The sequence below is a fragment of the Mesorhizobium sp. M1342 genome, assembly GCF_040317955.1.
Classification (GTDB): domain Bacteria; phylum Pseudomonadota; class Alphaproteobacteria; order Rhizobiales; family Rhizobiaceae; genus Mesorhizobium.
Genome location: NZ_JAMYLI010000004.1, coordinates 255,176 through 280,705 on the forward strand (window position 1 = coordinate 255,176; position 25,530 = coordinate 280,705).

At 62.5% G+C, this 25,530-nt stretch carries 22 protein-coding genes and 1 pseudogene; 10 read left to right on the forward strand and 13 right to left on the reverse strand.

Going from position 1 to position 25,530, the window contains the following annotated elements; translation table 11 throughout:
* Positions 1-16 precede the first annotated feature (16 nt).
* The 6 genes from NKH06_RS06180 to NKH06_RS06205 all read left to right on the forward strand — a co-directional run bounded on the left by NKH06_RS06180 (position 17) and on the right by NKH06_RS06205 (position 6,264).
* A complete protein-coding gene (locus NKH06_RS06180) occupies positions 17-751 on the forward strand; it encodes a FadR/GntR family transcriptional regulator (RefSeq protein ID WP_352440267.1) in 735 nt (244 codons plus the stop codon).
* A complete protein-coding gene (locus NKH06_RS06185) occupies positions 748-1,935 on the forward strand; it encodes a PLP-dependent transferase (protein WP_352440268.1) in 1,188 nt (395 codons plus the stop codon). Before NKH06_RS06180 ends, NKH06_RS06185 begins: the two co-directional genes overlap by 4 nt.
* A 29-nt stretch (positions 1,936-1,964) precedes the next feature.
* Positions 1,965-3,242: an ABC transporter substrate-binding protein gene (locus tag NKH06_RS06190; RefSeq protein ID WP_127296148.1), complete on the forward strand. Its 1,278-nt coding sequence runs from the start codon at positions 1,965-1,967 to the stop codon at positions 3,240-3,242.
* A gap of 178 nt (positions 3,243-3,420) precedes the next feature.
* On the forward strand, positions 3,421-4,344 hold the full coding sequence (locus tag NKH06_RS06195) for a carbohydrate ABC transporter permease (RefSeq protein ID WP_292177192.1): 924 nt from the start codon (positions 3,421-3,423) through the stop codon (positions 4,342-4,344).
* The gene (locus NKH06_RS06200) at positions 4,344-5,192 is read left to right on the forward strand and encodes a carbohydrate ABC transporter permease (RefSeq protein WP_027036797.1); all 849 of its coding nucleotides are present in this window, start codon (positions 4,344-4,346) and stop codon (positions 5,190-5,192) included. Before NKH06_RS06195 ends, NKH06_RS06200 begins: the two co-directional genes overlap by 1 nt.
* A gap of 4 nt (positions 5,193-5,196) precedes the next feature.
* A complete protein-coding gene (locus tag NKH06_RS06205; protein WP_352440269.1) occupies positions 5,197-6,264 on the forward strand; it encodes an ABC transporter ATP-binding protein in 1,068 nt (355 codons plus the stop codon).
* Positions 6,265-6,574: 310 nt separating this feature from the next.
* Here the strand turns inward: NKH06_RS06205 and NKH06_RS06210 are convergent, their stop codons facing one another.
* The 9 genes from NKH06_RS06210 to NKH06_RS06250 all read right to left on the reverse strand — a co-directional run bounded on the left by NKH06_RS06210 (position 6,575) and on the right by NKH06_RS06250 (position 16,483).
* Entirely contained in the window at positions 6,575-6,784 is a 210-nt protein-coding gene (locus tag NKH06_RS06210) for a hypothetical protein (protein WP_013531922.1), read from the reverse strand.
* Positions 6,785-7,379: 595 nt separating this feature from the next.
* Entirely contained in the window at positions 7,380-7,547 is a 168-nt protein-coding gene (rpmG, locus tag NKH06_RS06215; RefSeq protein WP_006201775.1) for a 50S ribosomal protein L33, read from the reverse strand.
* A gap of 153 nt (positions 7,548-7,700) precedes the next feature.
* Positions 7,701-8,159, reverse strand: coding sequence for a YqfO family protein (locus NKH06_RS06220; RefSeq protein WP_023810542.1), 459 nt, complete (start codon positions 8,157-8,159; stop codon positions 7,701-7,703).
* A gap of 111 nt (positions 8,160-8,270) precedes the next feature.
* On the reverse strand, positions 8,271-9,449 hold the full coding sequence (locus tag NKH06_RS06225; protein ID WP_023810543.1) for an MFS transporter: 1,179 nt from the start codon (positions 9,447-9,449) through the stop codon (positions 8,271-8,273).
* A gap of 78 nt (positions 9,450-9,527) precedes the next feature.
* A complete protein-coding gene (locus NKH06_RS06230) occupies positions 9,528-10,268 on the reverse strand; it encodes an NUDIX hydrolase (protein ID WP_352440270.1) in 741 nt (246 codons plus the stop codon).
* A gap of 86 nt (positions 10,269-10,354) precedes the next feature.
* The gene (locus NKH06_RS06235) at positions 10,355-10,789 is read right to left on the reverse strand and encodes a DUF983 domain-containing protein (protein ID WP_206638025.1); all 435 of its coding nucleotides are present in this window, start codon (positions 10,787-10,789) and stop codon (positions 10,355-10,357) included.
* Positions 10,790-10,800: 11 nt separating this feature from the next.
* Positions 10,801-13,119 (reverse strand): ribonuclease R, encoded by a 2,319-nt coding sequence (gene rnr / locus NKH06_RS06240; protein WP_352892534.1) that lies wholly within the window; start codon positions 13,117-13,119, stop codon positions 10,801-10,803.
* 6 nt (positions 13,120-13,125) lie between these two features.
* Positions 13,126-15,747: a type I DNA topoisomerase gene (gene topA, locus NKH06_RS06245; RefSeq protein ID WP_352440272.1), complete on the reverse strand. Its 2,622-nt coding sequence runs from the start codon at positions 15,745-15,747 to the stop codon at positions 13,126-13,128.
* A 358-nt stretch (positions 15,748-16,105) separates the two neighbouring features.
* Positions 16,106-16,483, reverse strand: coding sequence for a COG4315 family predicted lipoprotein (locus tag NKH06_RS06250; protein ID WP_128303545.1), 378 nt, complete (start codon positions 16,481-16,483; stop codon positions 16,106-16,108).
* Between the two features lie 186 nt (positions 16,484-16,669).
* Here NKH06_RS06250 and NKH06_RS06255 point away from each other — a divergent pair, with 186 nt between their 5' ends.
* Complete coding sequence (locus NKH06_RS06255) at positions 16,670-17,416, forward strand: cytochrome c biogenesis CcdA family protein (RefSeq protein WP_023810549.1); 747 nt, start codon at positions 16,670-16,672, stop codon at positions 17,414-17,416.
* Positions 17,417-17,423: 7 nt separating this feature from the next.
* Here the strand turns inward: NKH06_RS06255 and NKH06_RS06260 are convergent, their stop codons facing one another.
* The gene (locus NKH06_RS06260; RefSeq protein WP_023810550.1) at positions 17,424-17,888 is read right to left on the reverse strand and encodes a hypothetical protein; all 465 of its coding nucleotides are present in this window, start codon (positions 17,886-17,888) and stop codon (positions 17,424-17,426) included.
* A 216-nt stretch (positions 17,889-18,104) separates the two neighbouring features.
* Here NKH06_RS06260 and glmU point away from each other — a divergent pair, with 216 nt between their 5' ends.
* Positions 18,105-19,472, forward strand: a complete 1,368-nt coding sequence (gene glmU, locus NKH06_RS06265; RefSeq protein WP_352892536.1) for a bifunctional UDP-N-acetylglucosamine diphosphorylase/glucosamine-1-phosphate N-acetyltransferase GlmU — start codon at positions 18,105-18,107, stop codon at positions 19,470-19,472.
* Between the two features lie 6 nt (positions 19,473-19,478).
* Here glmU and NKH06_RS06270 read toward each other — a convergent pair whose 3' ends face one another.
* Complete coding sequence (locus tag NKH06_RS06270; RefSeq protein WP_023810552.1) at positions 19,479-19,853, reverse strand: hypothetical protein; 375 nt, start codon at positions 19,851-19,853, stop codon at positions 19,479-19,481.
* Between the two features lie 222 nt (positions 19,854-20,075).
* On the opposite strand from NKH06_RS06270, the gene glmS reads away from it, so the two are divergent.
* Positions 20,076-21,899, forward strand: a complete 1,824-nt coding sequence (gene glmS / locus NKH06_RS06275) for a glutamine--fructose-6-phosphate transaminase (isomerizing) (RefSeq protein ID WP_023810553.1) — start codon at positions 20,076-20,078, stop codon at positions 21,897-21,899.
* A 108-nt stretch (positions 21,900-22,007) separates the two neighbouring features.
* On the opposite strand, the pseudogene NKH06_RS06280 reads toward glmS, so the two are convergent.
* Positions 22,008-22,192, reverse strand: a pseudogene (locus tag NKH06_RS06280) (GIY-YIG nuclease family protein).
* A gap of 286 nt (positions 22,193-22,478) precedes the next feature.
* Here NKH06_RS06280 and NKH06_RS06285 point away from each other — a divergent pair.
* On the forward strand, positions 22,479-23,234 hold the full coding sequence (locus NKH06_RS06285) for a DUF502 domain-containing protein (protein ID WP_027036784.1): 756 nt from the start codon (positions 22,479-22,481) through the stop codon (positions 23,232-23,234).
* On the opposite strand, the gene recG is transcribed toward NKH06_RS06285, so the two are convergent.
* Positions 23,186-25,294, reverse strand: a complete 2,109-nt coding sequence (gene recG, locus NKH06_RS06290) for an ATP-dependent DNA helicase RecG (protein ID WP_352440273.1) — start codon at positions 25,292-25,294, stop codon at positions 23,186-23,188. The genes NKH06_RS06285 and recG overlap by 49 nt on opposite strands.
* Positions 25,295-25,530: the final 236 nt, after the last annotated feature.

Consider the following 25,530-nt stretch of genomic DNA (forward strand, 5'->3'; position numbering starts at 1 on the left):
ACCACTTGGAGGAAATGTGGACCAGAACAGCCTGCCACCCATTCAGACCACGGCGCGCGACGACGCGGTGTTGAAGGCGTTGGTGGGATTTGTTCGCGCCGAAGCCCTGCAGCCGGGTGAGAGACTTCCAACCGAACGCATTCTGGCCGAGCGGCTGAAGGTCAGCCGCAACACCGTGCGCGAGGCGCTGACACGCTGGGAAGGGCTCGGCCTCGTCGAGAGGCGGCAGGGCAGCGGCACCTATCTCAAAGCGGCTGTTTCACACGATATGCTGCACATGCCGCTGACGCTGGCGGGCGGCAATGATTTCACCAGCCTGATGCAGACGATGGAGATCCGCCGCGCGCTGGAGGCGGAGGCCGCAGCTCTTTGCGCCGAACGCGCCAGCCAGGCAGATATCGCCGAAATCGCACGCAAGCTCGACATCATGGAGCAGGCGTTCCGCACGCGCGACGGCATGTCGGCGGAAGAGGATTGGGAATTCCACCAGGCGATCTACCGGGCCTCGGGTAATCCGCTGTTCGAGCAGATCATCGCCGCCATGTACGAGTTGTTCCACCGCTTCTGGGAGCATCCGCTCGGCGTTCGCGATTTCGGCCATGCCAGCTTTCCCTATCACCGCACCATCTACGAATGCATCGCAGCCCGTGACCCGCAGGGCGCCCGCGCCGAAGCCCTCAAGCTGATCGCTACCGTCGAGGACGATCTCAAGCGCGGTGCCGCCAAACTCAAACTTTCGAGCCAGACATGAACGAGCATCCATCCGGTTTCGATCACGACTATCTCGCCGAGGCGGCGACACTCTTGGCGCATGACGAACCGTTCCCTGGCGGTGCGGTGGTGCCGCCGATCTACCAGACCTCGCTGTTCACCTTCGCCAGCTATGCCGAGATGGCCGATACCTTTGCCGGCAAACGAAAGCAGCCGATCTATTCGCGCGGCGACAATCCGACGGTGATGGAGTTCGAGGCGCGCGTGGCAGCGCTTGAGGGCGCAGAAGCCGCGCGCGGCTTTTCCAGCGGCATGGCGGCGATCAGTGCCACGGTGCTTGCGTTCGTTGGGGCAGGCGAGCGCATCGTGGCGGTGCGCAATTGCTATGGCGATGCCTATCGGCTGTTCGAGCGGCTGTTGCCTCGGCTCAACATCAAGGTCGACTATGTCGACGGCTCCGACCCGGATGCGGTCGCGGCGGCACTTCCCGGCGCCAAGCTGCTCTACCTGGAAAGCCCGACCTCGATGATGTTCGAGCTGCAGGACATCGCGCATCTGACACGGCTGGCCAAGGAACAGGGCATCGTCTCCACCATCGACAATTCCTGGGCGACGCCGGTGTTCCAGAAGCCGATCGCGCATGGCGTCGACCTGGTGCTGCATTCGGCCTCGAAATACCTTGGCGGCCACAGCGACACCGTCGCTGGCGTCGTCGCGGGTTCGGCCGCTCATATCAAGCACATCAACGAGCAGACCTATTCCTATCTCGGCGGCAAGCTGTCGCCATTCGAAGCCTGGCTGTTGCTGCGCGGCTTGCGCACGCTGCCGCTGCGCCTGCCGCACCACATGAAGAGCGGCCTGACCATCGCCGAACGGCTGAAGGCGCATGCCAATGTCGAGCGCGTCAACCATCCCGTCTATTCGAACCATCCGGGCAAGGCGACACTGGCCGGCTATGCCGGTCTGTTCTCCTTCGAGGTGACGGACGATATCGACATCCCGGCCTTCGTCGATGCGCTGAAATATTTCCGCATCGGCGTCAGTTGGGGCGGCCATGAAAGCCTGGTCGTACCGGCCAAGGCGTCGCTTGAGCAGACGCCGGGCCTGAATTCGATGGCGCGCTTCGGCGTCAGCCCCCGAACCATCCGCTTCAATGTCGGATTGGAGAGTGTCGAAGACCTGTGGGCCGACGTGGCCCAGGCCTTCGAAAAAGCCAGAAAATAACAAGCGGGTTCAAAATGGGAGTCTTGAACATGAAAAAACTGACCGTCATGCTGGCCACCGTTGCGGGGCTGGCGATTTCAGCCGGAAATGCCGTGGCCGACTCGACCCTGAAAATGGTCGAAGTCATCACCAGCCCGCCGCGCACCGAATTCCTGAAGAAGCAGATCGCCGAATTCGAAACCGCCAATCCGGGCATCAAGGTCGAGCTTATCTCGCTGCCCTGGGGTCAGGCGTTCGAGAAATTCCTGACCATGGTGCAGGCCGGCGATACGCCCGACATCGTCGAAATGCCGGAACGCTGGATGGGGCTCTATGCCAACAATGCCCAGCTCGAGGATCTCGGCCCCTATATGGCCAAATGGGATGACGCCAAGACGCTGGGCGACCGCGCCAAGCAGTTCGGCTCGACCGTCAACAACACCCAGTTCATGATCCCCTACGGCTACTATGTGAACGCGCTGTTCTGGAACAAGAAACTGTTCAAGGAAGCCGGCCTCGATGGCCCGCCGGCGACGCTCGATGATTTCATCGCCGACGCCAAGAAGATTTCCGCGCTCCCGGGGAAGTACGGCTACTGCCTGCGCGGCGGGCCGGGCGCCTTCAACGGCATGCACATGTTCATGAACATCGCCGCCGGCAAGGGCGGCTACTTCAACGAGGATGGCACTTCGACGATCAACGAAGAAGGCTCGGTCAAGGGCCTGCAGATGCTGGCCGACATGTACAAGGACGGACTGGCGCCGAAGGATGCGGTGAGTTGGGGTTTCAACGAAACGGTCACCGGCTTCTATTCCGGCACCTGTGCCATGCTCAACCAGGATCCGGACGCGCTGCTCGGCATCGCCGACAAGATGAGCGCCGACGACTTCGCCGTGGCGCCATTGCCGGTCGGGCCGAGCGGCAAGTCCTATCCGACGCTGGGTTATGCCGGCTGGGCGATGTTTGCCAACTCGCAGCACAAGGACGACGCGTGGAAGCTGATGGCGACGCTGCTCTCGCCGAAGGACAATCTGGAATGGGCCAAGGAAGTCGGCGTTGTCCCGATCCACAACGGCGCCGACCAGGATCCCCATTTCAAGACGGAGCAGTTCAAGGGCTGGTTTACGGAGCTCAGCGACAGCTCCAAATATGAAATGGTCACCCCGCCGACGCATCTGGAGAACCTCGGCAATTTCGTCGACCAGGTGGCGATCAAGAATTTTCAGGAAGTGCTGCTTGGCCAGAAGACGGCCAAGGACGTCGCCGACCAGTGGGCTGCCTTCCTGACCAAGGAACAGCAGGATTGGCTGGCGAAGAACAAGAAGTAGCTCTTCTTTCCTTCTCCCCCGTTCACGGGGAGCAGGTGTCACGAAATGACGGATGAGGGCAGCACTAGCTTCTGCCAGGTTAGCGCTGCCCCTCATCTGTCTACGGCATCTTCTCCCAGTTTCACGGGGAGAAGGACACTCTCCGCCAGCCGACGTTCCAGGAGTGACCCCTAAACCAATGACCTATGCCGTGTCCGAAATACGATCCGCCGGCCAGCCGCGCCGCAAGCGGTTATCCCACGCCGCAATCGAGCCATGGCTCTATCTCAGCCCGGCGATCATCCTGCTGGTCGTGGTGCTTCTGGTGCCGCTGGTCATCGGCATCAGCTACTCCTTCCGCAAATTCTCGGCGTTCAAGTCCGAATATGTCGGGCTTGGGCAGTATCAGGCGATGCTGTCGGATCAGGTGCTGGGGCAGGCGCTGGTCAACACGTTGTGGTGGACCGTCGCCAGTCTGTTTTTCCAGTTCTTCCTTGGCCTCGGCCTGGCGCTGCTGCTCGACAAGCCATTTCGCGGCCGCAAGGCCGTGCAAGCCCTGGTGTTCCTGCCCTGGGCGGTGCCGTCCTTCCTGTCAGGCCTGACCTGGGCCTGGCTGTTCAATCCGATCATCGGCCCGTTGCCGCACTGGCTGTTTGCATTGGGGCTGAAGGCCGAGCCGACCAATGTGCTGTCCGATCCGTCAACCGCCATGTGGGGGCCGATCGTCGCCAATATCTGGTTCGGCATTCCGTTCTTCGCCATCACGCTCTTGGCGGCACTGAAATCCATTCCATCGGAACTGCATGAGGCGGCGGCCATCGACGGCGCTTCGCCCTGGCAGCGCTTCACCAAGGTGACGCTGCCGTTTCTGGCGCCGACCATCGCCATCACCGTGATGTTGCGCACCATCTGGATCGCCACCTTCGCCGACCTGATCTTCGTCATGACGGAGGGCGGGCCAGCCGGCTCGACCAACACGGTGCCGGTCTACATCTATGTCAGCGCCTTCAAATCGCTGGACAAGGGCTATGCCTCGGCGGTGGCGGTGCTGCTGCTCGTCCTGCTCATTGCTTATGCGATTGCGCTGATCGGTATCCGCCGCACCCTGGTGAGGCACGTCTGATGATCGCAGGACGCTCAACCTCGCAGCGCTTCTTCGGCGGCATCGGCCTCTACGCGGCAATCGCGGCCTACGTGCTCTTTGCCCTGTTCCCGATCTACTGGACGCTAAAAATCTCGGTCACGCCGGAGCGGCTTCTCTATTCCGAAGGCATCACCTTCTGGCCGTCGCACATGACGCTGCAGAATTTCGTCACCGTGCTCGAGGCCACCGATTTTCCGCGTTATTTCCTCAACAGCGTCATCGTCTCGGTATCGACGGCGGCACTGGTGACAATCATCGCCACGCTCGCCGGCTATGCAATGTCGCGCTTCACCTTTCGCGGCAAGGCGGCACTGGCGCTGATGTTGCTTTTGACCCAGACCTTTCCGCTGGTGATGGTCATTCCGCCGATCTACCGCGTGATGGGTCAGATCGGCCTGATCAACAGCCTGACCGGGCTGATCATCATCTACACCGCCTTCAACACGGCCTTTGCCACCTTCCTGATGCAGTCCTTCTTCGACGGCATCCCAAAGGATTTGGAGGAGGCCGCGATGATCGACGGCTGCACCCGAGCGCAGGCGATGCGCAAGGTGATCGTGCCGTTGACGCTACCGGGCATGGGCGCAACGCTCGGCTTCGTCTTCACCGCCGCCTGGAGCGAGCTTCTGTTCGCGCTGATGCTGATTTCCAGCGACGACCAAAAGACCTTTGCCGTCGGCTTGCTCACCTTCATCGGCAAGTTCGCCGTCGACTGGGGACAGATGATGGCGGCGTCCATCCTGGCGCTGATCCCGGTCTGTATCTTCTTCGCCTTCCTGCAACGCTATCTCGTCACCGGCCTGACCGCCGGCGCCGTCAAAGGATAGATCGATGGCCTCTGTTACGCTCGAAAACGTCCGCAAGGACTATGGCGCCGTCCGCGTCCTGCACGCGGTCGACCTTGAAATCGCCGATGGCGAGTTCGTGGTCCTGGTTGGGCCGTCAGGCTGCGGCAAGTCCACGCTCTTGCGCATGATCGCCGGGCTGGAGGAGGCTTCCGGCGGCGAGATCCGCATCGGCGAGCGGCTGGTCAACGACGTAGCACCCAAGGACCGCGACATCGCCATGGTGTTCCAGTCCTATGCGCTCTATCCGCATATGGACGTGTCGAAGAACATGGGTTTCAGCCTGCTCTTGAAGAAGGCGCAGAAGACGACGATCGATGCCAGGGTGGACGGCGCCGCCAAGCGGCTCGGGCTCGACACCTTCCTGCAGCGCCTGCCGCGGCAATTGTCGGGCGGCCAGCGCCAGCGCGTCGCCATGGGCCGTGCCATCGTGCGGGATCCCAAGGTCTTCCTGTTCGACGAACCGCTGTCGAACCTCGACGCCAAGCTGCGCGTCCATATGCGCGCCGAGATCAAGGCGCTGCACCAGCAGCTGAAGACGACATCGGTTTATGTCACGCACGACCAGATCGAGGCGATGACCATGGCCGACCGGATCGTCGTCATGCATGACGGGCTGATCCAGCAGGTCGGCGCGCCGCTCGATCTCTACGATCGGCCGGCCAACATGTTCGTCGCCGGTTTCATCGGTTCACCCGGCATGAATTTCCTGCCGGCGACGGTTCGGGAGGGCGCTACCCCGGAGGCCGTGCTGACCGACGGCCAGGCGCTGAGGCTGCCGGAAGGCCTGCCGCTCAAGGATGGTGACGCCATCACCGTCGGTTTGCGGCCCGAGCATATCAAGTTGGCGGATGACGGCGCCTTGAAGGGCGAGGTGGGTGTGGTCGAGCCGCTCGGGCTTTCGACGCAGTTCTACGTCAAGCTGGCCAGCCAGCAGCTTTGCGTCTTTGCTATGGGCCGTGCCGGCGTGAAGCCCGGCGACGAGGTACGGTTGGCGGCCGAACCACACCAGCTGCATCTATTCGATCCGAAGAGCGGTGAGCGCATCGGCTGAGGGACTCAGCCAGGGCGGATGCGGGCAGGATCACGCGCCGCTATCGGGCGGGAATACACGGTAACGCTACATTTCAATTGGATAAAATAGCGGAACGTCCAAGAGACATTTCCGGAACCTAACAGGACCACTCGGACCTTTGCGTGTCGAGCACAAGACCTTGGTCCCGCCGTCTTCTCAAAAAACGGAGGTTATTTCGCCACGAACTAGGCCGCCGTCGGAGCTAGTCAACACCGACGGCGGCACCTGCAATATGGGTGAGTGGGTTGTGTGCGGATATGGTGTGATCGCGGAAGGTGATTGTAAATCGCTAACCGCGAGGGCTTCTTTTAGACAGCGGCGAGCTGTCCAACGGGTTCTCAGCCGACTTGGCCGATCGCCGCTCCTTCAGCCACAGGGACTTCTTTCTCCTTGCCAGGTTCTCGTCTCGAACGCTGTCTTCGGCGGTCACTCCGCCATGCATCGCGGCAATCACGTAGTCGGCTCTGTTGGTTCGAAAGTCGCCTTTTTGTACGGACATCGTTTTCTCCCAGTGCGAGGCATTTCCCCCCTTTTTGCCTGACGCTGAAACTAACTGCCTATCCGTGGTGCAAGTCTACCAATCGGCGATTGTATTAAAACGATACACTCAGCAGGTATGGTGATGGCGCGATCGCACGAGAGGAGCCCATTCTGGCGGGGCTTCTTCATTGACCCGGTTGTGATCCTTGCGGGGGTGCCGCGGCGGGAGGGGCCGGAGCCTGCGGTGTGGGTTCCGTGGAAGGCGGGGCGGGGCTGTCAGGCTGAGGTGCAGGCTGTGCGGCCTCTTCCTCAGTCAGAACCTGGTCAGTCCTGGCCTTGATCTCATCGGCCGTCTGCTGGCTTATCAGCCCGTTGCTGACGGCGAAACCAGCAGCCAGAGCGACAAGGGCTGCAATGATTGCAGCTTTCAACTTCTTCGACATCCATAGGCGCCTTGTTCGTGACACCCAACCCACGGCCAAGGGTGCCGCAACCATGGCGAAGGGTCAATCCTTTGGCTGGAGTCTCTGCTCGGATGCAACGAAATCAATTGGCTACAAACGAAAAACGCCGCCCATTGGGCGGCGTTTCGGCATTGCAGCGAGAAACCCAGATTACTTGATCTTGGTTTCCTTGAATTCGACGTGCTTCTTGGCGACCGGGTCGTACTTGCGGAACGACAGCTTGTCGGTCTTGGTGCGGCTGTTCTTGCTGGTCACGTAGAAGAAACCGGTGTCGGCGGTCGACAGAAGCTTGATCTTGATGTTTGCGGCTTTGGCCATGATATCAGTCCGTTTGTTCGTGGGGTTTTGGCCGCTGGAGCACGGGGAAACACCCGGACGCGGGAAACTTGGCGCGACACATAAAGAACGCGCCCGGAAAGTCAAGCCCGGCAAGCCTCGTGCGATCCGCCTGAGCCTGCTGGTGAACGGAAATCATGCGGTTTCTGTCGCCGGTGCAGCAACCTTCTTCCAGTCTCCGGTCGTGTTCCACCAGCGATTCGGATTGGCGCGGTCGTCCAGCCCCTTGGAACGGCTGGCGAGAATCGGTTGAATGCGGATCACCGGTTCCTGATAGGAATGTGCTTGGAAAATCGCCTCGACGACACGAGCGGCCAGCGCCTGATCGTCCGGCAGTTCGAAGGAAACCTCGACCGTGCCGGGCCGCCGTCTCAATTCGGTTTCGGCGCCGGCGGCCGCACCGTCAAGCGGCCTGTAGCGTTCGATGCCGTGCGCCGACTGATAGGCATTGCGGTCGTATTTGCCCATGGCCAGCGGCGCAATCGCCACCACGGCATCCATGATGCGGTCGACGTCGGCGGCCGGAGCCTGGAACGTTACGAGCAGAAGCAGTGTCATTCGTAGCGATGTGGTTTCAAAGCCGCTGTCGATCATGGAAGTGTCCTCGAGTGTTTTGGGACGCCTTTTTAGCCCTGTGCTCCTGACACGGTTCTGTCAGCAGCCTGTCTCCGTGCCGTGCCAAATGCATGGCTGGCCACAGTCGCGCTACAGCAGGATCTTGCGAACCAACCTGACGGCGACCAAAGCGATATAGGCGGCGAAGAACAGGCCGAGCGACCAGCCGAAGCCGGACGGGCCGAACGCATCCATGCCGATGCCGATCGCCTGCGGGCCGAGCACCATGCCGACGCCGTAGCACAGCACGAAGGCGGCGTTGGCCGACGCCAGTTCATGGCCGGAAAGCTGCGAGCCGAGATGGGCGAGGCCGATCGTGTACATGGCAGCGACGACGCCGCCCCAGACGAACAGAAGCGCGGCCATCAAATGCCAATTCTGGGCGAAGAAGGGCATGAAGACGGTGCCGATAAGACCGACCGTGGCGCAGGCAATCAGCAGGTAGCGGCGATCGCTGACGCGGTCGCTGATCATGCCGATCGGGATCTGCAACAACACATTGCCGAGGCCGATCATGGTCAGCAGAAGGGCTGCATCGGCTTCGGAGTAGCCGATTCGGCTGCCGTAGATCGGGAACAGCGCAAAGCCGCCGGTTTCCACCGCGCCGAACACCAGCACGGCAGCGGTCGCCGACGGCACGAGCCAGATGTAGCGCAGAAAATTGCTGGTTTCGCCATCCGAGGCGATCGACGGGCTCTCGTTGCGTGCTGCCAGCACGGGTATGGCCGCCAGCGTCACCAACGCGATGATAACGCCGAACGGCCTGAAACCGGAACTGCCGAGATGGGCGAACAGCCACGGTCCGGCGGCAAAGCCGAGCGACAGGACAGTGGCGTAAATGCCGAGGACAAGGCCGCGTCGGTGCGGCGGCGCCGAGGTGCTGATCCAGAATTCGGACAGGATGAACAGCACCGTCAGCGCAATGTGCAGCACGATGCGCAGCGGAAACCACATCCAGAAATCGGGTGCGAAATGGAAGCCGACAAAGGCCAGCGCGCCGGCGGCGATCATGGCGATCATTGTCCAGGCAACGCCGAAGCGCATGGCGAGCGGGGTCGCCAGCGGCGCACCGGCGATCGAGGCGAGGCCGGCGACGGCGGTGTTGAGGCCGATCATCGAAGCCGAATGGCCGCGCGTTTCAAGGATGACGCTGAGCAGCGGCATACCGAGGCCGATGGCGATGCCGACGACGCTGATCGACGAGATCGCCGCCACCATCGGCAGCCAGTGTACGCGTTCGTCGCCCTGTGGTTGGGTATCGACCGTCATGGGATTCTGAATACTCTGTCTGTTTGATCTTACGCAATTCCGGGCGGAAAACCGCGTCACACTTTTCCTGGAATTGCTCTAGAGAAGTTCGCGGGTGAAGCGGTTGCGGACAAGCCGGTAGAAGGGCACGGGACCGCCCGGACGCAACAGCGGGTCATGGGCGAGGCGCTTTTGCAGCTCGTCCAGGATCATTTGGGTGATGTCGGGTATGTCGGCTTCCCTGGCCTTGGCGAGCGGCAGCCAGACCAGCTCTTCGAGCTCGTTGGTGGGACCGCCACCGGGCAGTTCGACGGCGACGTCGTCACGCCAGGCGCTGAAGAAGCGGGTGTCGAAGCGGCGCACCCGGTTGGGCGGCGTGATGGCGCGCGCAACGAAGCGCAGCATGTCGAGAGAGGGTTGCACGCCGTGTTCGGCAAAGCCTTGCCAATCGGGCCTGAGGGTTGCGAAAGCACCCTTGCGGCCGATCAGCAGCCCGGCTTCCTCATAGGTTTCGCGGATGGCCGACAGGGCGATGGCGCGGGCTCGTGCGGCGCTTGTGCGGCCTGGCCCGGCGATCAGCCTGGCTTCCTGCTCCGGGTGCAAGGCGGCGACGACCGGTATGCGGCTGTCGGCCGGATCGGTGCGGCCGCCGGGAAAGACGAACTTGCCCGGCATGAAGGCGTGGCCGGCATGACGGCGACCTATCAGAACCAGCACATCATCGTCTTTGCGGTCGAGCAGGATGAGGGTTGCCGCGTCGCGCGGGCGGATTGGCCGGTCGCTATGAGCGATCATGCTCCGCTCGATCCTGTCGACTTCCGCCTTGGTCATACCGTCCATGCGCAGGACCTAGCGGAAACTTCTGGCAAGCGAAAGTGGCCTTTCACGGTCGGTATGTTGCACCAGGCAGCATTCTTGGCTGCGGCCTAGGCTTCGGGATGCGGCTCGATCACGTCGTGCTCGCCGCCGAAGCCGTGCATATAGAAGGCCCATTGCAGTCCGATGACGGCACCCTTGATCGGCTGCAGCAGCGCAACCGACAAAAGGATGGTCAGCGGCACCCAGATGGCGATGTGCTGCCATGTGGACAGCGTCGACGTCGCCTCAACGCCCATGAAGGCGCCCAGCACGATATGGCCGACGATGACTATGACGAGATAGGCGGGCAGGTCGTCGGCCCGGTGGTGATGCAATTCCTCGCCGCAGACACTGCATGTGTCGACGGTCTTGGTGAAAGCGCGAAACAGCTTGCCTTCGCCGCAATGCGGGCAGCGGCCGAGCAGGCCGCGCTTCATCGCCGTCCACAGCGGGCGCGTGGTCCGGCCCGAGTGATGTTCTCCGCCGAAAACCTGTTCTTCCATGGCTGTTGTCATCATCGTCTCCTGCCGCGCGAACCCGGTCGCGATTGCGACGCGCGGGCGCGGCCCTTGGCCTTGTGAAACGACCGCTTGGAGCCCGGCAGAGGCTTCGGGTCGCTCAACATCTCGAAGCGCATCGCCCCGGCCATCGGCGCCACCTCAATGAGTCGGACCTCGACACGGTCCGCGAGCTGATAACCTTTGCCCGAGCGTTCTCCGAACAGGGAGCGAGCGGTTTCATCGTATATATAGTAATCGCCGCCCAGAGTTGACACCGGGATGAAGCCATCCGCGCCGTACTGCGGCAATTGGACAAATAGTCCTGACTTGGTGACGCCGGAGATGCGGGCATCGAACCGGTCGTCGACGCGTTCGGCGAGATAGCTGGCGATCAGACGGTCGACCGTGTCCCGCTCGGCCGCCATTGCGCGGCGTTCCGTGCCGGAAATCAGCACCGCGACATCTTCGAGCCGTGCCGCTTCGTCCTGCGTCAGCCCGCCCGGACCCAATCCGAGTGCGGCAATAAGTCCGCGATGCACGATCAAATCGGCATAGCGGCGGATCGGCGAGGTGAAATGGGCGTAGCGGCGGAGGTTGAGACCGAAATGGCCGATGTTCTTTGGCGAGTATTCGGCTTGGCTCTGCGAGCGCAGAACCACTTCGTTGACCAGGCCTTCATTGTCGGCGCCGCGCACGCGCTCCAAAATGCCGTTGAACTGGCTTGGCTGCATCTGCGCGCCGCGCGCAAGTGACAGGCCCAATGTCTGCAGGAACTCGCGCAGCGATTCCTGTTTGGCCAGCGATGGCGCGTCATGGACGCGATAGACCAGTTCCTGTTTCTTCGCTTCGAGCGTTTCGGCCGCCGCGACATTGGCCTGGATCATGAATTCTTCGATGAGCTTGTGGGCATCGAGCCGGTCCGGCACGATGACGCGATCGACGGTGCCGTCCGGCTTTAGCACGATCTTGCGCTCCGGCAGGTCGAGTTCGAGCGGCTGGCGGCCATCGCGGCCGCGCTTCAGGATCGCATAGGCGTCCCACAGTGGCTTCAGCACGGTTTTGAGGATCGGGCCTGTCTTGTCGTCCGGCGCCCCGTCGATCGCCGCCTGAGCCTGCTGGTAGGCGAGCTTTGCCGCCGACTTCATCATGACGCGATGGAAGGAGTGCCTGAGCTTGCGGCCCTCGGCCGAAAAAACCATGCGCACTGCCAATGCCGGCCGGTCCTGGCCCTCGCGCAGCGAGCAGAGATCGTTGGAGATGCGCTCGGGCAGCATCGGCACGACGCGATCCGGGAAATACACCGAATTGCCGCGCTTCAGCGCTTCGCGGTCGAGTGCCGTGCCGTAGCGCACATAGGCGGCGACGTCGGCGATTGCGACAGTGGCGACCACGCCGCCTGGGTTCTTCTCGTCGAGATCCGGCGTGGCGAAGACGGCGTCGTCGTGGTCCTTGGCGTCGGCCGGATCGATGGTGACCAGCGGCAGGTCGCGCCAGTCCTCGCGGTGATCCAGCGTCGCGGGTTTGACCGCTTCGGATTCTGCGATGACGTCGGCCGGGAAGATATGCGGAATGTCATGCGCGTGGATGGCGATCATCGAGACCGCCTTTTCGCTGGTCAGCGAACCCAGCACGTTGAGCACCTTGGCTCTCGGCAGCCCATAGCGAGAAGCCCGCGCGGGCTCGACCTCGACCAGGTCGCCGTTCTTGGCGCCGTTCTGGAATTCCTTGTCGACGATCAGTTCGGGCTGGCGCCGTTCCACCGGCTCGATGCGGAAGGTGCCGTCCTGCAAGATGCGAAAGACACCGAGCACGGCATCGGTACGTTTTTCGAAAATCTTCACCACCCGCCCGGTGTAGGCGGGGCCGCCCAGGGCGACGTTCGTGTCGTCGGCCGGAAAGGTCTTGGCCAGCACGCGGTCGCCAATGCCGGGCGCCGGTCCACTGCCACTGCGCGACAGGCGGATGGAAACGATGGGCGGCGGTCCATTGGCCGTGTGTTCGGTAGGACGCGCCAAGAGCACGCCATCGGCATCACGGTCGAAAATATCGAGGACCGTGACATGGGGCAGGGCGCCGACGCGGGCCAACCCCTTGCGCTCCTTGGTAAGGATGCCTTCGTCCTGCAAGTCGCGCAAAATGTCCTTCAGCCAGATGCGGTCGTCGCCGCGCAGCGCGAACGCCTTTGCGATGTCGCGTTTGCCGGCGCGATCGGGATTTTCGGCGATGTAGCGCAGGATTTCGTCACGCGACGGCCGGTAGTCGTCCTTGACCTTGGCCCTGGTGTCGGCGGTGCGCGGATCGCCGTGGGTTCTGCCGGTGATCTTGCGCGCCACGCTGCCCTATCCTTTTTTCTTCGCGGCCGGCTTCTTGGCTGCCACTTTCTTGGTTGCCGGCGCCTTGGCCGCTGCCGCCTTGCGGAAAGGCTTCTTGCCGCCGCCGCCCTTGGCTTCCTTCTCGGCAATCAGCGCCAGCGCGTCCTCGATGGTCACCGACTGTGGATCCCTGCCCTTGGGCAGGGTGGCGTTGACCTTGCCGAAATTCACGTAAGGTCCGTATTTGCCGTCGCGCACGACGATCTTGCCGCCGCCATCGGGATGGTCGCCAAGCTCCTTGAGCGCAGCGGCAGTGCCGCCATTGCGTCCGCCCTTGCCCTTCAACTGCTTCTCGGCGATCACCGACACGGCGCGGTTGAGGCCGATCGAGAACACGTCCTCGATGCTCTCGAGATTGGCATAGGTGCCGTCATGCAGCACGAACGGACCGTAGCGGCCGAGCCCGGCCGAGATCATCTTGGCCGTTTCCGGATGCTGGCCGACATCGCGGGGTAGCGACAGCAGCGCCAGCGCCTTTTCGTGATCGATCGATTCTGCCGTCCAGCCCTTGGGCAGGCTGGAGCGCTTGGCTTCCTTGCCGTCGCCGCGCTGCAGGTAGGGGCCGAAGCGGCCGCTCCGCAGCGTGATTTCCTCTGACGTGTAGGGATCCTTACCGATGACCTTGGTGCCGTCCTCGCCGCCGCCATTCTCGCCATTCGGATTGGCGGCGTCGCCGAGCTGGCGGGTGAAGGAGCATTCGGGATAGTTGGAGCAACCGACGAAGGCGCCGAACTTGCCGAGTTTCAGCGACAGATTGCCGGTGCCGCATTTCGGGCAGATGCGCGGGTTCGAACCGTCTTCGCGCGCGGGAAACACCAGCGGCGCCAGTTCCTCATTGAGCGCGTCGAGCACGTCGGTGACGCGCAGTTCCTTGATGTCGGCGACGGCACCGGAAAAATCCTTCCAGAAATCGCGCAGCACGTCCTTCCAGGCGAGCTTGCCGTCCGAGATCTCGTCGAGCTTTTCCTCGAGGGACGCGGTGAAGTCGTACTCGACATAGCGCTTGAAGAAGCTTTCGAGGAAGGCCGACAGCAGCCGGCCCTTGGCCTGCGGCACCAGCCGGCGCTTGTCGATGGTGACATAGTCGCGGTCTTCGAGCGTCTTCAGGATCGCCGTATAGGTGGAAGGCCGACCGATGCCGAGTTCTTCCAGCTTCTTGATCAGCGACGCCTCGGAATAGCGCGGCGGCGGCTCGGTGGTGTGCTGGGTGGCATTGATCGCCTGGCGGGCAAGCTGCTCGCCGGCGCGGATTTCGGGCAGGCGACGATTTTCCTCGTCTTCCGTATCGTCGTCCTTCTGGTCGGTGTAGGCGGCAATGAAGCCGTCGAAGCGAACGACCGAGCCGACGGCGCGAAGCTCGGCGGTGCGCGATCCATTGACCGCTTCGATCTCGGCGGTGGTGCGCTCGATCTCGGCCGACTGCATCTGGCTGGCGATGGCGCGCTTCCAGATCAGCTCATAGAGCCGCATCTGGTCGGAATCGAGATATTGCCTGACCGATGCCGGCGTGCGCATGAAATCCGTCGGGCGGATCGCCTCGTGCGCTTCCTGGGCGTTCTTGGCCTTGGCCGTATACTGGCGCGGCTTTTCCGGCAGGTATTTTGCGCCGAATTCCTTGGTAATGGCGTCGCGTGCGGCGTCGATCGCCTCGGGTGCCATCTGCACGCCGTCGGTTCGCATATAGGTGATGAGACCTGTGGTCTCGCCGCCGATCTCCATGCCTTCATAGAGGCGTTGCGCCACCTGCATGGTGCGGCTGGCCGAGAAGCCGAGACCTGACGAAGCGGCCTGCTGCAGGGTCGAAGTGGTGAAGGGCGGGCCGGGATTGCGCTTGGTCGGCTTGGCTTCCACCGACACCGCCTTGAAGGTTGCGCCATCAAGCATCGACTTGATGTCGTCGGCCTGCGCCTTGTTGGAAATGTCGAGCTTTTGCAGCTTCTTGCGGTCGAAGGCGGTCAGCCGCGCTTCAAAATTCTCGTTGCGCGGCGTGCCCAGCAGGGCGGCGATCTGCCAGTATTCCTCGCGGATGAAGCGCTCGATCTCGGATTCGCGGTCGCAGACGAGACGCAACGCAACCGACTGGACGCGGCCGGCCGAGCGGGCGCCCGGCAGCTTGCGCCACAGCACCGGCGACAGCGTGAAGCCGACGAGATAATCCAGCGCCCGGCGGGCGAGGTAGGCATCGACCAGCGGTGCATCGATCTGGCGCGGATTGGCCATCGCCTCCAGCACCGACGATTTGGTGATGGCGTTGAAGACGACGCGGCTGACCGGCTTGTCCTTCAGCGCGCGCTTCTGCTTCAGCACTTCCAGCACATGCCAGGAAATCGCTTCGCCTTCGCGATCCGGATCGGTGGCGAGGATCAGGCCGTCGGCGTCCTTGACCGCCTTGGCGATGTCGGCGAGGCGTTTGCCAGAGGCGGTGTCGACCGCCCAGGACATGGCGAAATCCTCATCCGGACGCACCGAGCCATCCTTGGCCGGCAAATCCCTGACATGGCCGAACGAGGCCAGAACCTTGTAGTTCTTGCCGAGGTATTTGTTGATTGTCTTCGCCTTGGCCGGCGATTCGACGACGACGACGTCCATGAGGTCTCATATCAGCTGTGGTGCGGCAGAAGAATTCCGCTGCGCGCGACGAAATCTCGTTCTATTTGTCGCTCACATGGCCGCGCTTTTGCATCCGGTCAAGGGGAAGCGCCCAAATTGCGGGCCGGTCCGCAGCAATACACTCTAAGAGTGTATGGAGAAAATCACAGAATTTTGGGAAAGGGAGATGTGGTGCCGAGCCGGCGAAAACGACCTGGTTTCACTTTTCCACCGAGTCGCGGAGTGACGGCCGGGAATAGCGTCGGTTCGACGCCAGAACGGCTGATTGATGCTGGCCGCCGGCGGCATGAAGCGATGCCCGGCGACCAGTCAGCAGGCGGGACTGGGATAGAGTGGCTTAGTCGGCCTTGACGATGTGCCAGACTTCGCCGACGCCGTCGCCGGTCACGTCGCCGGGCTTCTTGTCCTTTATGAAGGTGTAGACCGGCTTGCCGTCATAGGCCCACATCTTGGTGCCGTCGGTGCGGTCGACAACGGTCCATTCGTCATCCGCCTTGGCGCCGGCTTCGGCCTTCAGCGGCGGCCAGTTGGTGGCGCATTTGTCATAGCAGTTGGTCTTGCCCTTCTCGTCCTTGTCATAGGTGTAAAGCGTCATGCCGTTGGCGTCGGTGTAGATCTTGGTGCCATTGACCTCGGCTTCCTTCCACGCGTCGGCGGCGAAGGATGCGGCTGTGCTGAGTAGAAGCGCTGCCAGTCCTGCGGTTATGGTTTTCATGGAAATCTCCCTGACTGATATCTGGAGACGCGCGGGAAATCGCGGCCTCACAGCATCAACGCCTGCGGGCTGTGGTTTCTTCCTGGCAAGTGCGTCGGGCAATGGATGATCTTGCCAACACAATGGTGATTGGTGGACAAGGCTGCGCGTCGCTATATCGGCGTCACGGCATTGGAGTTCTTGGAAATGGCATTGGACATCGGCTATGTCAGCGCGATCGGGGCGGGAGCTATCTCGTTCCTGTCGCCTTGCGTGCTGCCGCTGGTGCCGCCTTATCTCTGTTATATGGCCGGCGTGTCGGTCGACGATTTCCGCGGCAATGCCGGTGCGACAGCGCGTGAAGGCGCACGCGGCGCGCTGCTCTTTTCCTCGATCGCCTTCGTGCTCGGCTTCTCGACCGTCTTTGTCGCGCTGGGCGCCGGCGCCTCGACCATCGGCCGGCTGCTGCGCGTCTGGCAGGAGCCGCTGGCAATGGGCGCCGGTGTGCTGATCATCCTGATGGGCCTGAATTTCCTCGGCATCCTGCGCATTCCGCTGCTGTCGCGCGAGGCGCGCTTCCAGTCGCAGGGCAAGCCGGCAAGTGCCGTCGCGGCCTATGTCATGGGACTGGCCTTCGCCTTCGGCTGGACGCCCTGCATCGGCCCGGTGCTGGGGCCGATCCTGACGCTGGCAGGTGGCCGCGAAACGGTGGGCGAGGGCGCGCTGCTGCTCGCCGCCTATTCGCTCGGGCTGGGCATCCCATTCCTGATCGCCGCACTGTTTTCCGGCGCCTTCATGCGCTTCCTCGGCAAATTCCGCGTCCATCTCGGCCGCGTCGAAAAAGCGATCGGCGCGCTGCTGGTCGTCGCCGGGGTGTTTTTCCTCACTGGTGGCGTGCAGACGGTGTCGTATTGGCTGCTGGAGAATTTTCCGGTGCTGGGGCGGCTGGGGTAGGTTTGATCTAAATTTGGATGCGGCTCACCGCAACGCGGTCACGAGCTACCGTGGGATCGCTGAGAACTCGCTCGATCCAAGAATGGGTATCCGGACTTGGAAAAGCGATCTTGCCAATCGCCGTGGTGTCATTTTGCCAAATTTCTTCGCGCATTAATCCTCGATCTTTCAGCTCCTTCAGGCATTCAAGCGTTGCCATGGCAATGGGCGCAAATCGCACTATCTTTTCGATATCGAATCCTGCCTCCCGAATGTCGCGAGCCAAAGTTACAACCGCGAAATGTGATGCTGTTTCGGCTTCGCTGTATCCGCTCTCGAGAGACAGTAGCGCGACACCTGCTCCGTAGGGGGTGATGTCAACGCCAAGATACCTTGCAAAGTTCTCTACACTACCAAGCCTTGAATTTTTCTGGTCGGCGCTCGAAACAATTTCTCGCGAGATATTCGACTGCTTTTTTGAAAACGGCCACATGTGAATTATCCCCGAGACGATTAGAAAATTTAACATGATCTAACAGCACCGGCTATCGCTTTGCTTTTGCTTAGGGCGACGCGGATGCCTACGGCAACGCGGATCGAATCCTGAACGCCTCCGCTCCCACCTCACCGGAATTTAACCGCATTGGTGAAGCATGGCGCCACTGCTAGCATGCTTTGATTCCCAACCCTTTCATATGGTTGTCGTTCCATGAGCCAGAGATCCTGCCTGTCCGTCATCCTTGCCGCCGGCGAAGGCACGCGCATGAAGAGCGTGCTGCCGAAGGTGCTGCACCAGATCGCCGGCCTGCCGATGGTCGCCCATGTGGTGAAGGCAGCCGAAGCCGCTGGTGCCGGCAGCCAGGCGCTGGTGATCGGCCATGGGGCCGAAGAGATGCGCAAGGCGGCGGCGAAATTCGCTCCAAAGGCCGAGACCTTCGTGCAGGACAAGCGCCTCGGCACCGCGCATGCCGTGCTCGCCGCGCGCGATGCGATATCAAAGGGTTATGACGATATCCTGGTGATGTTCGGCGACACGCCGCTGATCGACGCCGATGCGCTGACCGTGGCGCGGCTGAAACTGGCGGAAGGTGCGGCCGTCGTGGTGGTTGGCTTCCGTCCGCCCAGCCCGACGGGCTATGGCCGGCTGATCGAAAAGGACGGCAAGCTGGTCGCCATCCGCGAGGAAAAGGATTGCTCCGAGGAGGAGAAAAAAATCGGCTTCTGCAATGCCGGGATGATGGCGCTAGCCGGCGCTCACGCGCTGACGCTGCTCGATCAGGTCGACAACAAGAATGCCAAAGGCGAGTATTACCTCACCGACATTGTCGAGATCGCCGGCGCGCGAGGCCTCGATGTCGTCGCCACCGAAGCCAGCTTCGAGAGCGCGCTCGGCATCAACAATCGCGCCGAACTGGCGCAGGCCGAGGGCATCTGGCAGGCGCGCCGCCGCCATGAGGCAATGCTGTCGGGCGTGACGCTGATCGCGCCGGAGACCGTGTACTTCTCGCACGACACCGAGATCGGCGCTGACACCATCGTCGAGCCCAATGTCTGGTTCGGCCCGGGCGTGAAAATCGCCACGGGCGCCAAGATCCATGCCTTCAGCCATATCGAGGGCGCCACCATTGCGTCCAATTGCGATGTCGGGCCGTACGCGCGGCTGCGGCCGGGCGCGGATCTCCGAAACAAGGCCAAGGTCGGTAATTTCTGCGAGGTCAAGCAGGCGGTTATCGAGGAGGGCGCCAAGGTCAACCATCTGACCTATATCGGCGATGCCCGCGTCGGCGCGGGTGCCAATATCGGCGCCGGCACCATCACATGCAATTACGACGGCTATTCGAAATTCTTCACGGACATCGGCGAGGGCGCGTTCATTGGCTCCAATTCGTCGCTGGTGGCGCCTGTCACCATCGGCAAGGGCGGCTACATCGCCTCGGGCAGCGTGATCACCGAAAGCGTGCCCGACGACGCGCTGGCCTTCGGCCGCGCCCGCCAGAAGACGATTCCAGGCAAGGGCAAGGAATTGCGCGAGCGCTTTGCTTCGGCGGCGGCGGCGAAGAAAAAGGCTGCTGGATAACGGGCGTTAGCCGGAAGTCTTCGCGTCCTTGCCGAAAGCGGCTGTGACTTCGATCTTGCCGACGATCGCCTTGTTGAATTCAGGGAGATCTTCGGCCGGAATCCAGTATTCCAGATGCGCCTTGCTGCCAGCGTGCTCGACCCGGTAGCGGTCGAGAAAGCTCTTGAGAACGTCGAACCGGGTGACGAACCCCGAGCCGCTGGCCGGCACGTTCCAGTCGCGTGCGATCTGCACCGCATAGGCTTCGGTCGTCACGGGATAGAAAATGGGCTGCTCGGGCAGGCGCGGCGGAAACGCCTGCATCCCCGAGGCCTGGATCAGTTTCAGTTCCCTGGGGCCGACAGGGCGCCAGAGGGTTACGGTGGGCTTGCTCTCGCTCATGGCAGGGCTATTAGCGAGATATCTCTCTGGTGAAAACCATCGTCTGAAAACCGAAGCCTGACAAACCGAACGATTGCAGTAACCGGATTGCAAGGCGGCCTGTCATGGTGCATCGACAGAATGAGCGTTCCGTTATACGGGACGAAATGCAATGTGACTTTCCACGGCAGGCCGGCCATCCCTAAATAGCGCTGGTTTTCCGGGGAATCGGGGGCTTTCTGCATGTGCGGTATCGTTGGAATCGTCGGCCACTCGCAGGTTGCGCCGCTCATCGTCGATGCGTTGAAGCGGTTGGAGTACCGCGGCTATGACTCGGCCGGCGTCGCCACCATCGAGCGTGGCGAACTCGCCCGCCGCCGCGCCGAAGGCAAGCTGATCAACCTGGAGCGCCGGCTCAAGGACGAGCCGCTCGACGGCACGATCGGCATCGGTCACACACGCTGGGCGACGCATGGCGTGCCCAACGAGACCAATGCGCACCCGCATTTTTCCGATGGCGTCGCCATCGTCCACAACGGCATCATCGAGAATTTCGCCGAACTGCGCGCCGAGCTGATCCGCGACGGCTATTCTTTTTCGTCGCAGACCGACACCGAGGTCGTGGCGCATCTGGTGGCGCGCGAACTCGCCAGGGGGCTGAAGCCGGTTGATGCCGCGCACCAGGCGCTGAAGCGGCTGGAAGGCGCTTTCGCGCTGGCCATCATGTTCAAGGGCGATGAAGACCTGATCGTCGGCGCGCGCAACGGTCCGCCGCTGGCTGTCGGCCATGGCGATGGCGAGATGTTTCTGGGTTCAGACGCCATCGCGCTCGCCCCGTTCACCAATTCGATCACCTATCTCGAAGATGGCGACTGGGCGGTGGTGCGCCGCGACGGCGTCACCATCTTCGACATCGACGGCACAAAGGTCGACCGCAAGCGCCAGCAGTCCCTCTCGACCAGTTTCATGGTCGACAAGGGCAATAGACGCCACTTCATGGAGAAGGAAATCCATGAACAGCCCGAGGTGATCTCGCACACGCTGGCGAATTATCTGGATTTTGTCGGCGGCGTCTCCAAGCCGCTCGACCTGCCTTTCGATTTCGCCAAAATCGACCGGCTGGCGATTTCGGCCTGCGGCACCGCCTATCTCGCCGGCCTGATTGGCAAGTACTGGTTCGAGCGCTACGCGCGACTGCCGGTCGATATCGATGTCGCTTCGGAATTCCGTTACCGCGAAATGCCGCTGTCGAAGAACGATGCCGCCTTCTTCATCTCGCAATCGGGCGAGACCGCCGACACGCTGGCCTCGCTGCGCTACTGCCGCAAGGCGGGGATGAAGATCGGCGCCGTCGTCAATGTGCGCGAATCGACCATGGCGCGCGAATCCGACGTCGTGCTGCCGACGCTCGCCGGGCCGGAAATCGGCGTCGCCTCCACCAAGGCGTTCACCTGCCAGTTGTCGGTGCTGGCATCGCTTGCCGTGCGGGCTGGCGTGGCGCGCGGTACGATCTCGAAGGAGCAGGAAAAGACCTTTGTGCGCGAGCTTTCGGAAGCACCGCGCTATGCCAATCAGGTGCTGAAGCTCGACCATCAGATCGAAAAGACCGCGCGCGACCTCGCTCACTATAAGAACGTGCTCTATCTCGGCCGCGACACCAATTTCCCGCTGGCCATGGAAGGCGCGCTAAAGCTCAAGGAAATCTCCTATATCCACGCCGAAGGCTATGCAGCCGGCGAACTGAAGCACGGCCCGATCGCACTGATCGACGAGAACATGCCGGTCATCGTCATCGCGCCGCACGACCGCATTTTCGAAAAAACCGTGTCGAACATGCAGGAAGTGGCGGCGCGCGGCGGCAAGATCATCCTGATCACCGACAGCAAGGGTGCGGCACTGACGAGCGTCAAGACGATGGAGACGATCGTGCTGCCGGACGTGCCGGAAATCATCTCGCCGATCATCTACGCGCTGCCGATCCAGATGCTCGCCTATTTCACCGCCGTCTTTATGGGCACCGACGTCGACCAGCCGCGCAATCTGGCGAAATCGGTGACGGTGGAGTAGGCCTCATCCTTTCGTCATCCACGGGCGGAGCGGGAGCGAAGCTCCTGCGCAGACCCGAGGATCCATTCCGGGACGGTATGGCGGATCAAAGCGGTGCAGAACTTGGCGCTACCACCCAGTCCCGCGGAAAAGCTCGAACCACTCCGGATTGACCTTTTCGATCAATTCAATCTTCCACTGACGCGGCCAACGTTTCAGCGACTTCTCGCGCTGGATCGCATCGGATCGTTTGTGACGCCAATATAGATGGTGCCGCGTTTCCGGCTCGCAGTTAAATAGACATAGCCCGTCATGAACGAAGTATAGCGACCGAAGGATTCGCCGACCATCTTGAGGGGTTGCGTTCTTCGGCCGACGTCACGGAATGGATCCTCGGGTCTGCGCCGCGTCGCTTCGCTCCTTGCTCCGCCCGTGGATGACGAAGGGGAGGGATGTTTCGGCTAATCGCGAACGTATGCTGCTTCCGTTTGGATTGCTTCGCTGGAAGCGGCGGCATAATCGGCTCTTTAAAAACTTCGCAGTTCCAAAGCTTCGTCCGGTTCACTAATGTTGCGCTGCAACCCGCGCCTCCGGTGAATCATGTCCGACGCTCCCAAGACTTCCGGCGTGACCCGGCTGAGGAACTATTTCCTCACGGGCTTCATTGTCTGCGCGCCGCTGGCGATCACCGCCTACATTGCATGGTCTTTCATCGGCTGGGTCGATTCCTGGGTGAAACCCTATATTCCGGCCCGCTACAGCCCTGACACCTATTTGTCGTTTCCGGTGCCGGGGTTCGGGCTGATCGTCGCGTTGATCCTGATCACGCTGATAGGCTTCCTGACGGCCAACATAGTCGGCCGCGCCATCGTCAATTTCGGCGAGCGCCTGCTTGGCCGCATGCCGCTGGTGCGCGGCATCTATGGCTCGCTGAAGCAGATTTTCGAGACCGTGCTGTCGAACAAGGGTGACATGTTCCGCCAGGTCGGGCTGGTCGAATATCCGCGCAAGGGTGTGTGGTCGCTGGTGTTCGTCGCCAGCGAGAAGGAAACCGAGATCAACCAAAAGCTCGACCAGGAAGGCGATCCGCTGATTGCCGTGTTCATGCCGTGCACGCCGAACCCGACCACCGGATTCCTGATGTATGTGCCGAAGTCGGACATCGTGCTGCTCGACATGACGATCGAGGACGGCGCCAAGCTGATCGTCTCGGCCGGGCTGGTGGCGCCCGAGGTCAAGCAAATGGTTGTCGTGAATGGCGAGCCGATCGAGGGGATGCTCGCCAACCCGTCGGTTGCCGCCCTGGCTCAGCCGGCGCGCAGGAGCCGCACGGCCTCGTCGCGGCCGAACAAATAAAGCAGCAGGCGCAACGCCTCGCCACGCTGCGATTGCAGCTCCGGGTCGCGCGACAGGATCAGCCTGGCATCGTCGCGGGCGGCCTCCAGAAGATCGGCATGCGCCTCGATGCGCGCCACCTGGAAACCCGGCGTGCCGGACTGGCGGGTGCCAAGCAATTCGCCTTCGCCGCGCAGCTTCAGGTCCTCCTCGGCGATCAGGAACCCGTCCTCGGTCTCGCGCATCACCGACAGCCGGCGTTTCGCGGTCTCGCCGAGCGGGTCCTTGTAGAGCAGCACGCAGGAGGAGGGCTTGTCGCCACGCCCGACCCGGCCGCGCAACTGATGCAATTGGGCGAGGCCGAAGCGCTCGGCGTGCTCGATGACCATGACGGTGGCGTCCGGTACGTCGACGCCGACCTCGATGACCGTGGTGGCGATCAGGATGCGTGTCTCGCCCTGCTTGAAGGCGCGCATCGCCTCGTCCTTGTCGGCACCTTTCATGCGGCCGTGAACGAGCCCGATACGGTCGCCGAACAATGGTTTCAGCGAGGCGAAGCGGTCCTCGGCCGACATCAGCTTGATTTCTTCGGATTCCTCGACCAGCGGACAGATCCAGTAGATCTTCTGGCCGCCGGCCACCGCCTCGACCATGCGGCCGATCAGTTCATCGAGCCGCTCCAGCGGCAGAGTAACGGTACGGATCGGCTGGCGGCCGGCCGGTTTTTCCGTCAGTTTCGACACGTCCATGTCGCCGAAAGCGGTCAGCACCAGCGTGCGCGGGATGGGAGTGGCCGTCATCACCAGCATGTCGGGCGCATCGCCCTTGGCGGTGATGGCGAGCCGTTGATGGACGCCGAAACGGTGCTGCTCGTCGATCACGGCAAAGACCAGGTCGTGGAACATGACCGTCTCCTGGAACAGCGCATGGGTGCCGACGACGATGTCGATCTCGCCGCTTGCCAGGCCGGCCAGCGTATCAGCGCGTTCGCGGCCCTTCTCGCGGCCCGTGAGGATGGCGATGCGCAGCCCGACCTTGGCGGCAAGCGGCGTGATGGTCGCCAGATGCTGGCGCGCCAGGATTTCGGTCGGTGCCATCAAGGCCGCCTGGCCGCCAGCCTCGACAGCCCGCGCCATGGCCAACAGCGCGACGACCGTCTTGCCGGAGCCGACATCGCCCTGCAGAAGCCGCAGCATGCGCTCGGGATCGGCGAGGTCGGCATTGATTTCGGCCAGCGCGAACTCCTGGCTCGGTGTCAGCGAATAGGGCAGTGCGGCTCGCAGTTTTTCGACGATGCGGCCGTCGCCGACCAGAGGGCGGCCGGACAGGCGGCGGACTTTTGCCCGCACCAGCGCCAGCGAGACCTGGCCCGCCAGCAGCTCATCATAGGCGAGGCGCCGCCAGGCAGCGCCATCGACGGAGACATCGATCGGGTCGGCCGGATTGTGGATGCGGGCAAGCGCGCCGGCAAAGGAGGGAGACGTGTGGCGGCGCATGAAAGCGCCGTCCTGCCATTCGGGAAATTCGGGCACACGCGCCAGCGCCTGGCCGATCGCCCGGCGCAGCACCTTGCCCGAGAGCCCGGCTGTCAGGGGATAGACCGGTTCGACCAGCGGCAGGTTTTCCGCCTCGCTGGCGAGCGCGATGTGGTCGGGGTGGACCATGCTCGGGCGGCCGTTGAACCATTCCATGCGGCCGGAGACCACGACATGCTCGCCCTCGGGCATCGCCTTTTCGAGATAGGAAGCGTGAGCATGGAAGAAGGTCAGCGCGATCTCGCCGGTGTCGTCATGGGCGAAGACCCGGTAAGGCACCGACCTGTTGCCGCGCGGCGGCGGCTGGTGGCGGTCGATGCGCACCTCCAGCGTCACGATCTGGCCCTCCGCGGATCCTGCGATGCCCGGCCGGCTGCGCCGGTCGATGACGGTGTGCGGCAGCACGAACAGAAGGTCGCCCGCGCGGGCGGGGCGGTCACCCAGATCGGCCGGGACAACCTTCTCGATCAGCGCGCCGACTTTCGGTCCGACGCCGGCAAGCGAGGTGATCGGGACAAACAAGGGATCGAGGATGGAAGGTCTCATCTGAGAGAAACCATGCGGTGTCTGCGCTCACCCCCCTCTGGCCTGCCGGCCATCTCCCCCTCAAGGGGGGCGATTAGCAGTTCTGACCTCGCCCGCCTTGCGCAGTTGGAAATTGGCGAAAGCAGTCGTGCCATACGATCTCCCTCCTTGAGGGCCTGTTGCAAAATTGTGTGGATGTGATTCCCTGTTTTTGAACCAGGGATCTTGCGATGACGACGAAGCCGAGCGGTCAGTTC

Excerpts from the sequence above, each read along its gene's own strand:
- NKH06_RS06185 (WP_352440268.1), top strand. The coding sequence starts at position 748 with ATGAACGAGCATCCATCCGGTTTCGATCACGACTATCTCGCCGAGGCG.
- NKH06_RS06190 (WP_127296148.1), top strand. The coding sequence starts at position 1,965 with ATGAAAAAACTGACCGTCATGCTGGCCACCGTTGCGGGGCTGGCGATT.
- NKH06_RS06195 (WP_292177192.1), top strand. The coding sequence starts at position 3,421 with ATGACCTATGCCGTGTCCGAAATACGATCCGCCGGCCAGCCGCGCCGC.
- NKH06_RS06200 (WP_027036797.1), top strand. The coding sequence starts at position 4,344 with ATGATCGCAGGACGCTCAACCTCGCAGCGCTTCTTCGGCGGCATCGGC.
- NKH06_RS06205 (WP_352440269.1), top strand. The coding sequence starts at position 5,197 with ATGGCCTCTGTTACGCTCGAAAACGTCCGCAAGGACTATGGCGCCGTC.
- NKH06_RS06210 (WP_013531922.1), bottom strand. The coding sequence starts at position 6,784 with ATGTCCGTACAAAAAGGCGACTTTCGAACCAACAGAGCCGACTACGTG.
- rpmG (WP_006201775.1), bottom strand. The coding sequence starts at position 7,547 with ATGGCCAAAGCCGCAAACATCAAGATCAAGCTTCTGTCGACCGCCGAC.
- NKH06_RS06220 (WP_023810542.1), bottom strand. The coding sequence starts at position 8,159 with ATGATCGACAGCGGCTTTGAAACCACATCGCTACGAATGACACTGCTT.
- NKH06_RS06225 (WP_023810543.1), bottom strand. The coding sequence starts at position 9,449 with ATGACGGTCGATACCCAACCACAGGGCGACGAACGCGTACACTGGCTG.
- NKH06_RS06230 (WP_352440270.1), bottom strand. The coding sequence starts at position 10,268 with ATGGACGGTATGACCAAGGCGGAAGTCGACAGGATCGAGCGGAGCATG.
- NKH06_RS06235 (WP_206638025.1), bottom strand. The coding sequence starts at position 10,789 with ATGGAAGAACAGGTTTTCGGCGGAGAACATCACTCGGGCCGGACCACG.
- topA (WP_352440272.1), bottom strand. The coding sequence starts at position 15,747 with ATGGACGTCGTCGTCGTCGAATCGCCGGCCAAGGCGAAGACAATCAAC.
- NKH06_RS06250 (WP_128303545.1), bottom strand. The coding sequence starts at position 16,483 with ATGAAAACCATAACCGCAGGACTGGCAGCGCTTCTACTCAGCACAGCC.
- NKH06_RS06255 (WP_023810549.1), top strand. The coding sequence starts at position 16,670 with ATGGCATTGGACATCGGCTATGTCAGCGCGATCGGGGCGGGAGCTATC.
- NKH06_RS06260 (WP_023810550.1), bottom strand. The coding sequence starts at position 17,888 with ATGTGGCCGTTTTCAAAAAAGCAGTCGAATATCTCGCGAGAAATTGTT.
- glmU (WP_352892536.1), top strand. The coding sequence starts at position 18,105 with ATGAGCCAGAGATCCTGCCTGTCCGTCATCCTTGCCGCCGGCGAAGGC.
- NKH06_RS06270 (WP_023810552.1), bottom strand. The coding sequence starts at position 19,853 with ATGAGCGAGAGCAAGCCCACCGTAACCCTCTGGCGCCCTGTCGGCCCC.
- glmS (WP_023810553.1), top strand. The coding sequence starts at position 20,076 with ATGTGCGGTATCGTTGGAATCGTCGGCCACTCGCAGGTTGCGCCGCTC.
- NKH06_RS06285 (WP_027036784.1), top strand. The coding sequence starts at position 22,479 with ATGTCCGACGCTCCCAAGACTTCCGGCGTGACCCGGCTGAGGAACTAT.
- recG (WP_352440273.1), bottom strand. The coding sequence starts at position 25,294 with ATGAGACCTTCCATCCTCGATCCCTTGTTTGTCCCGATCACCTCGCTT.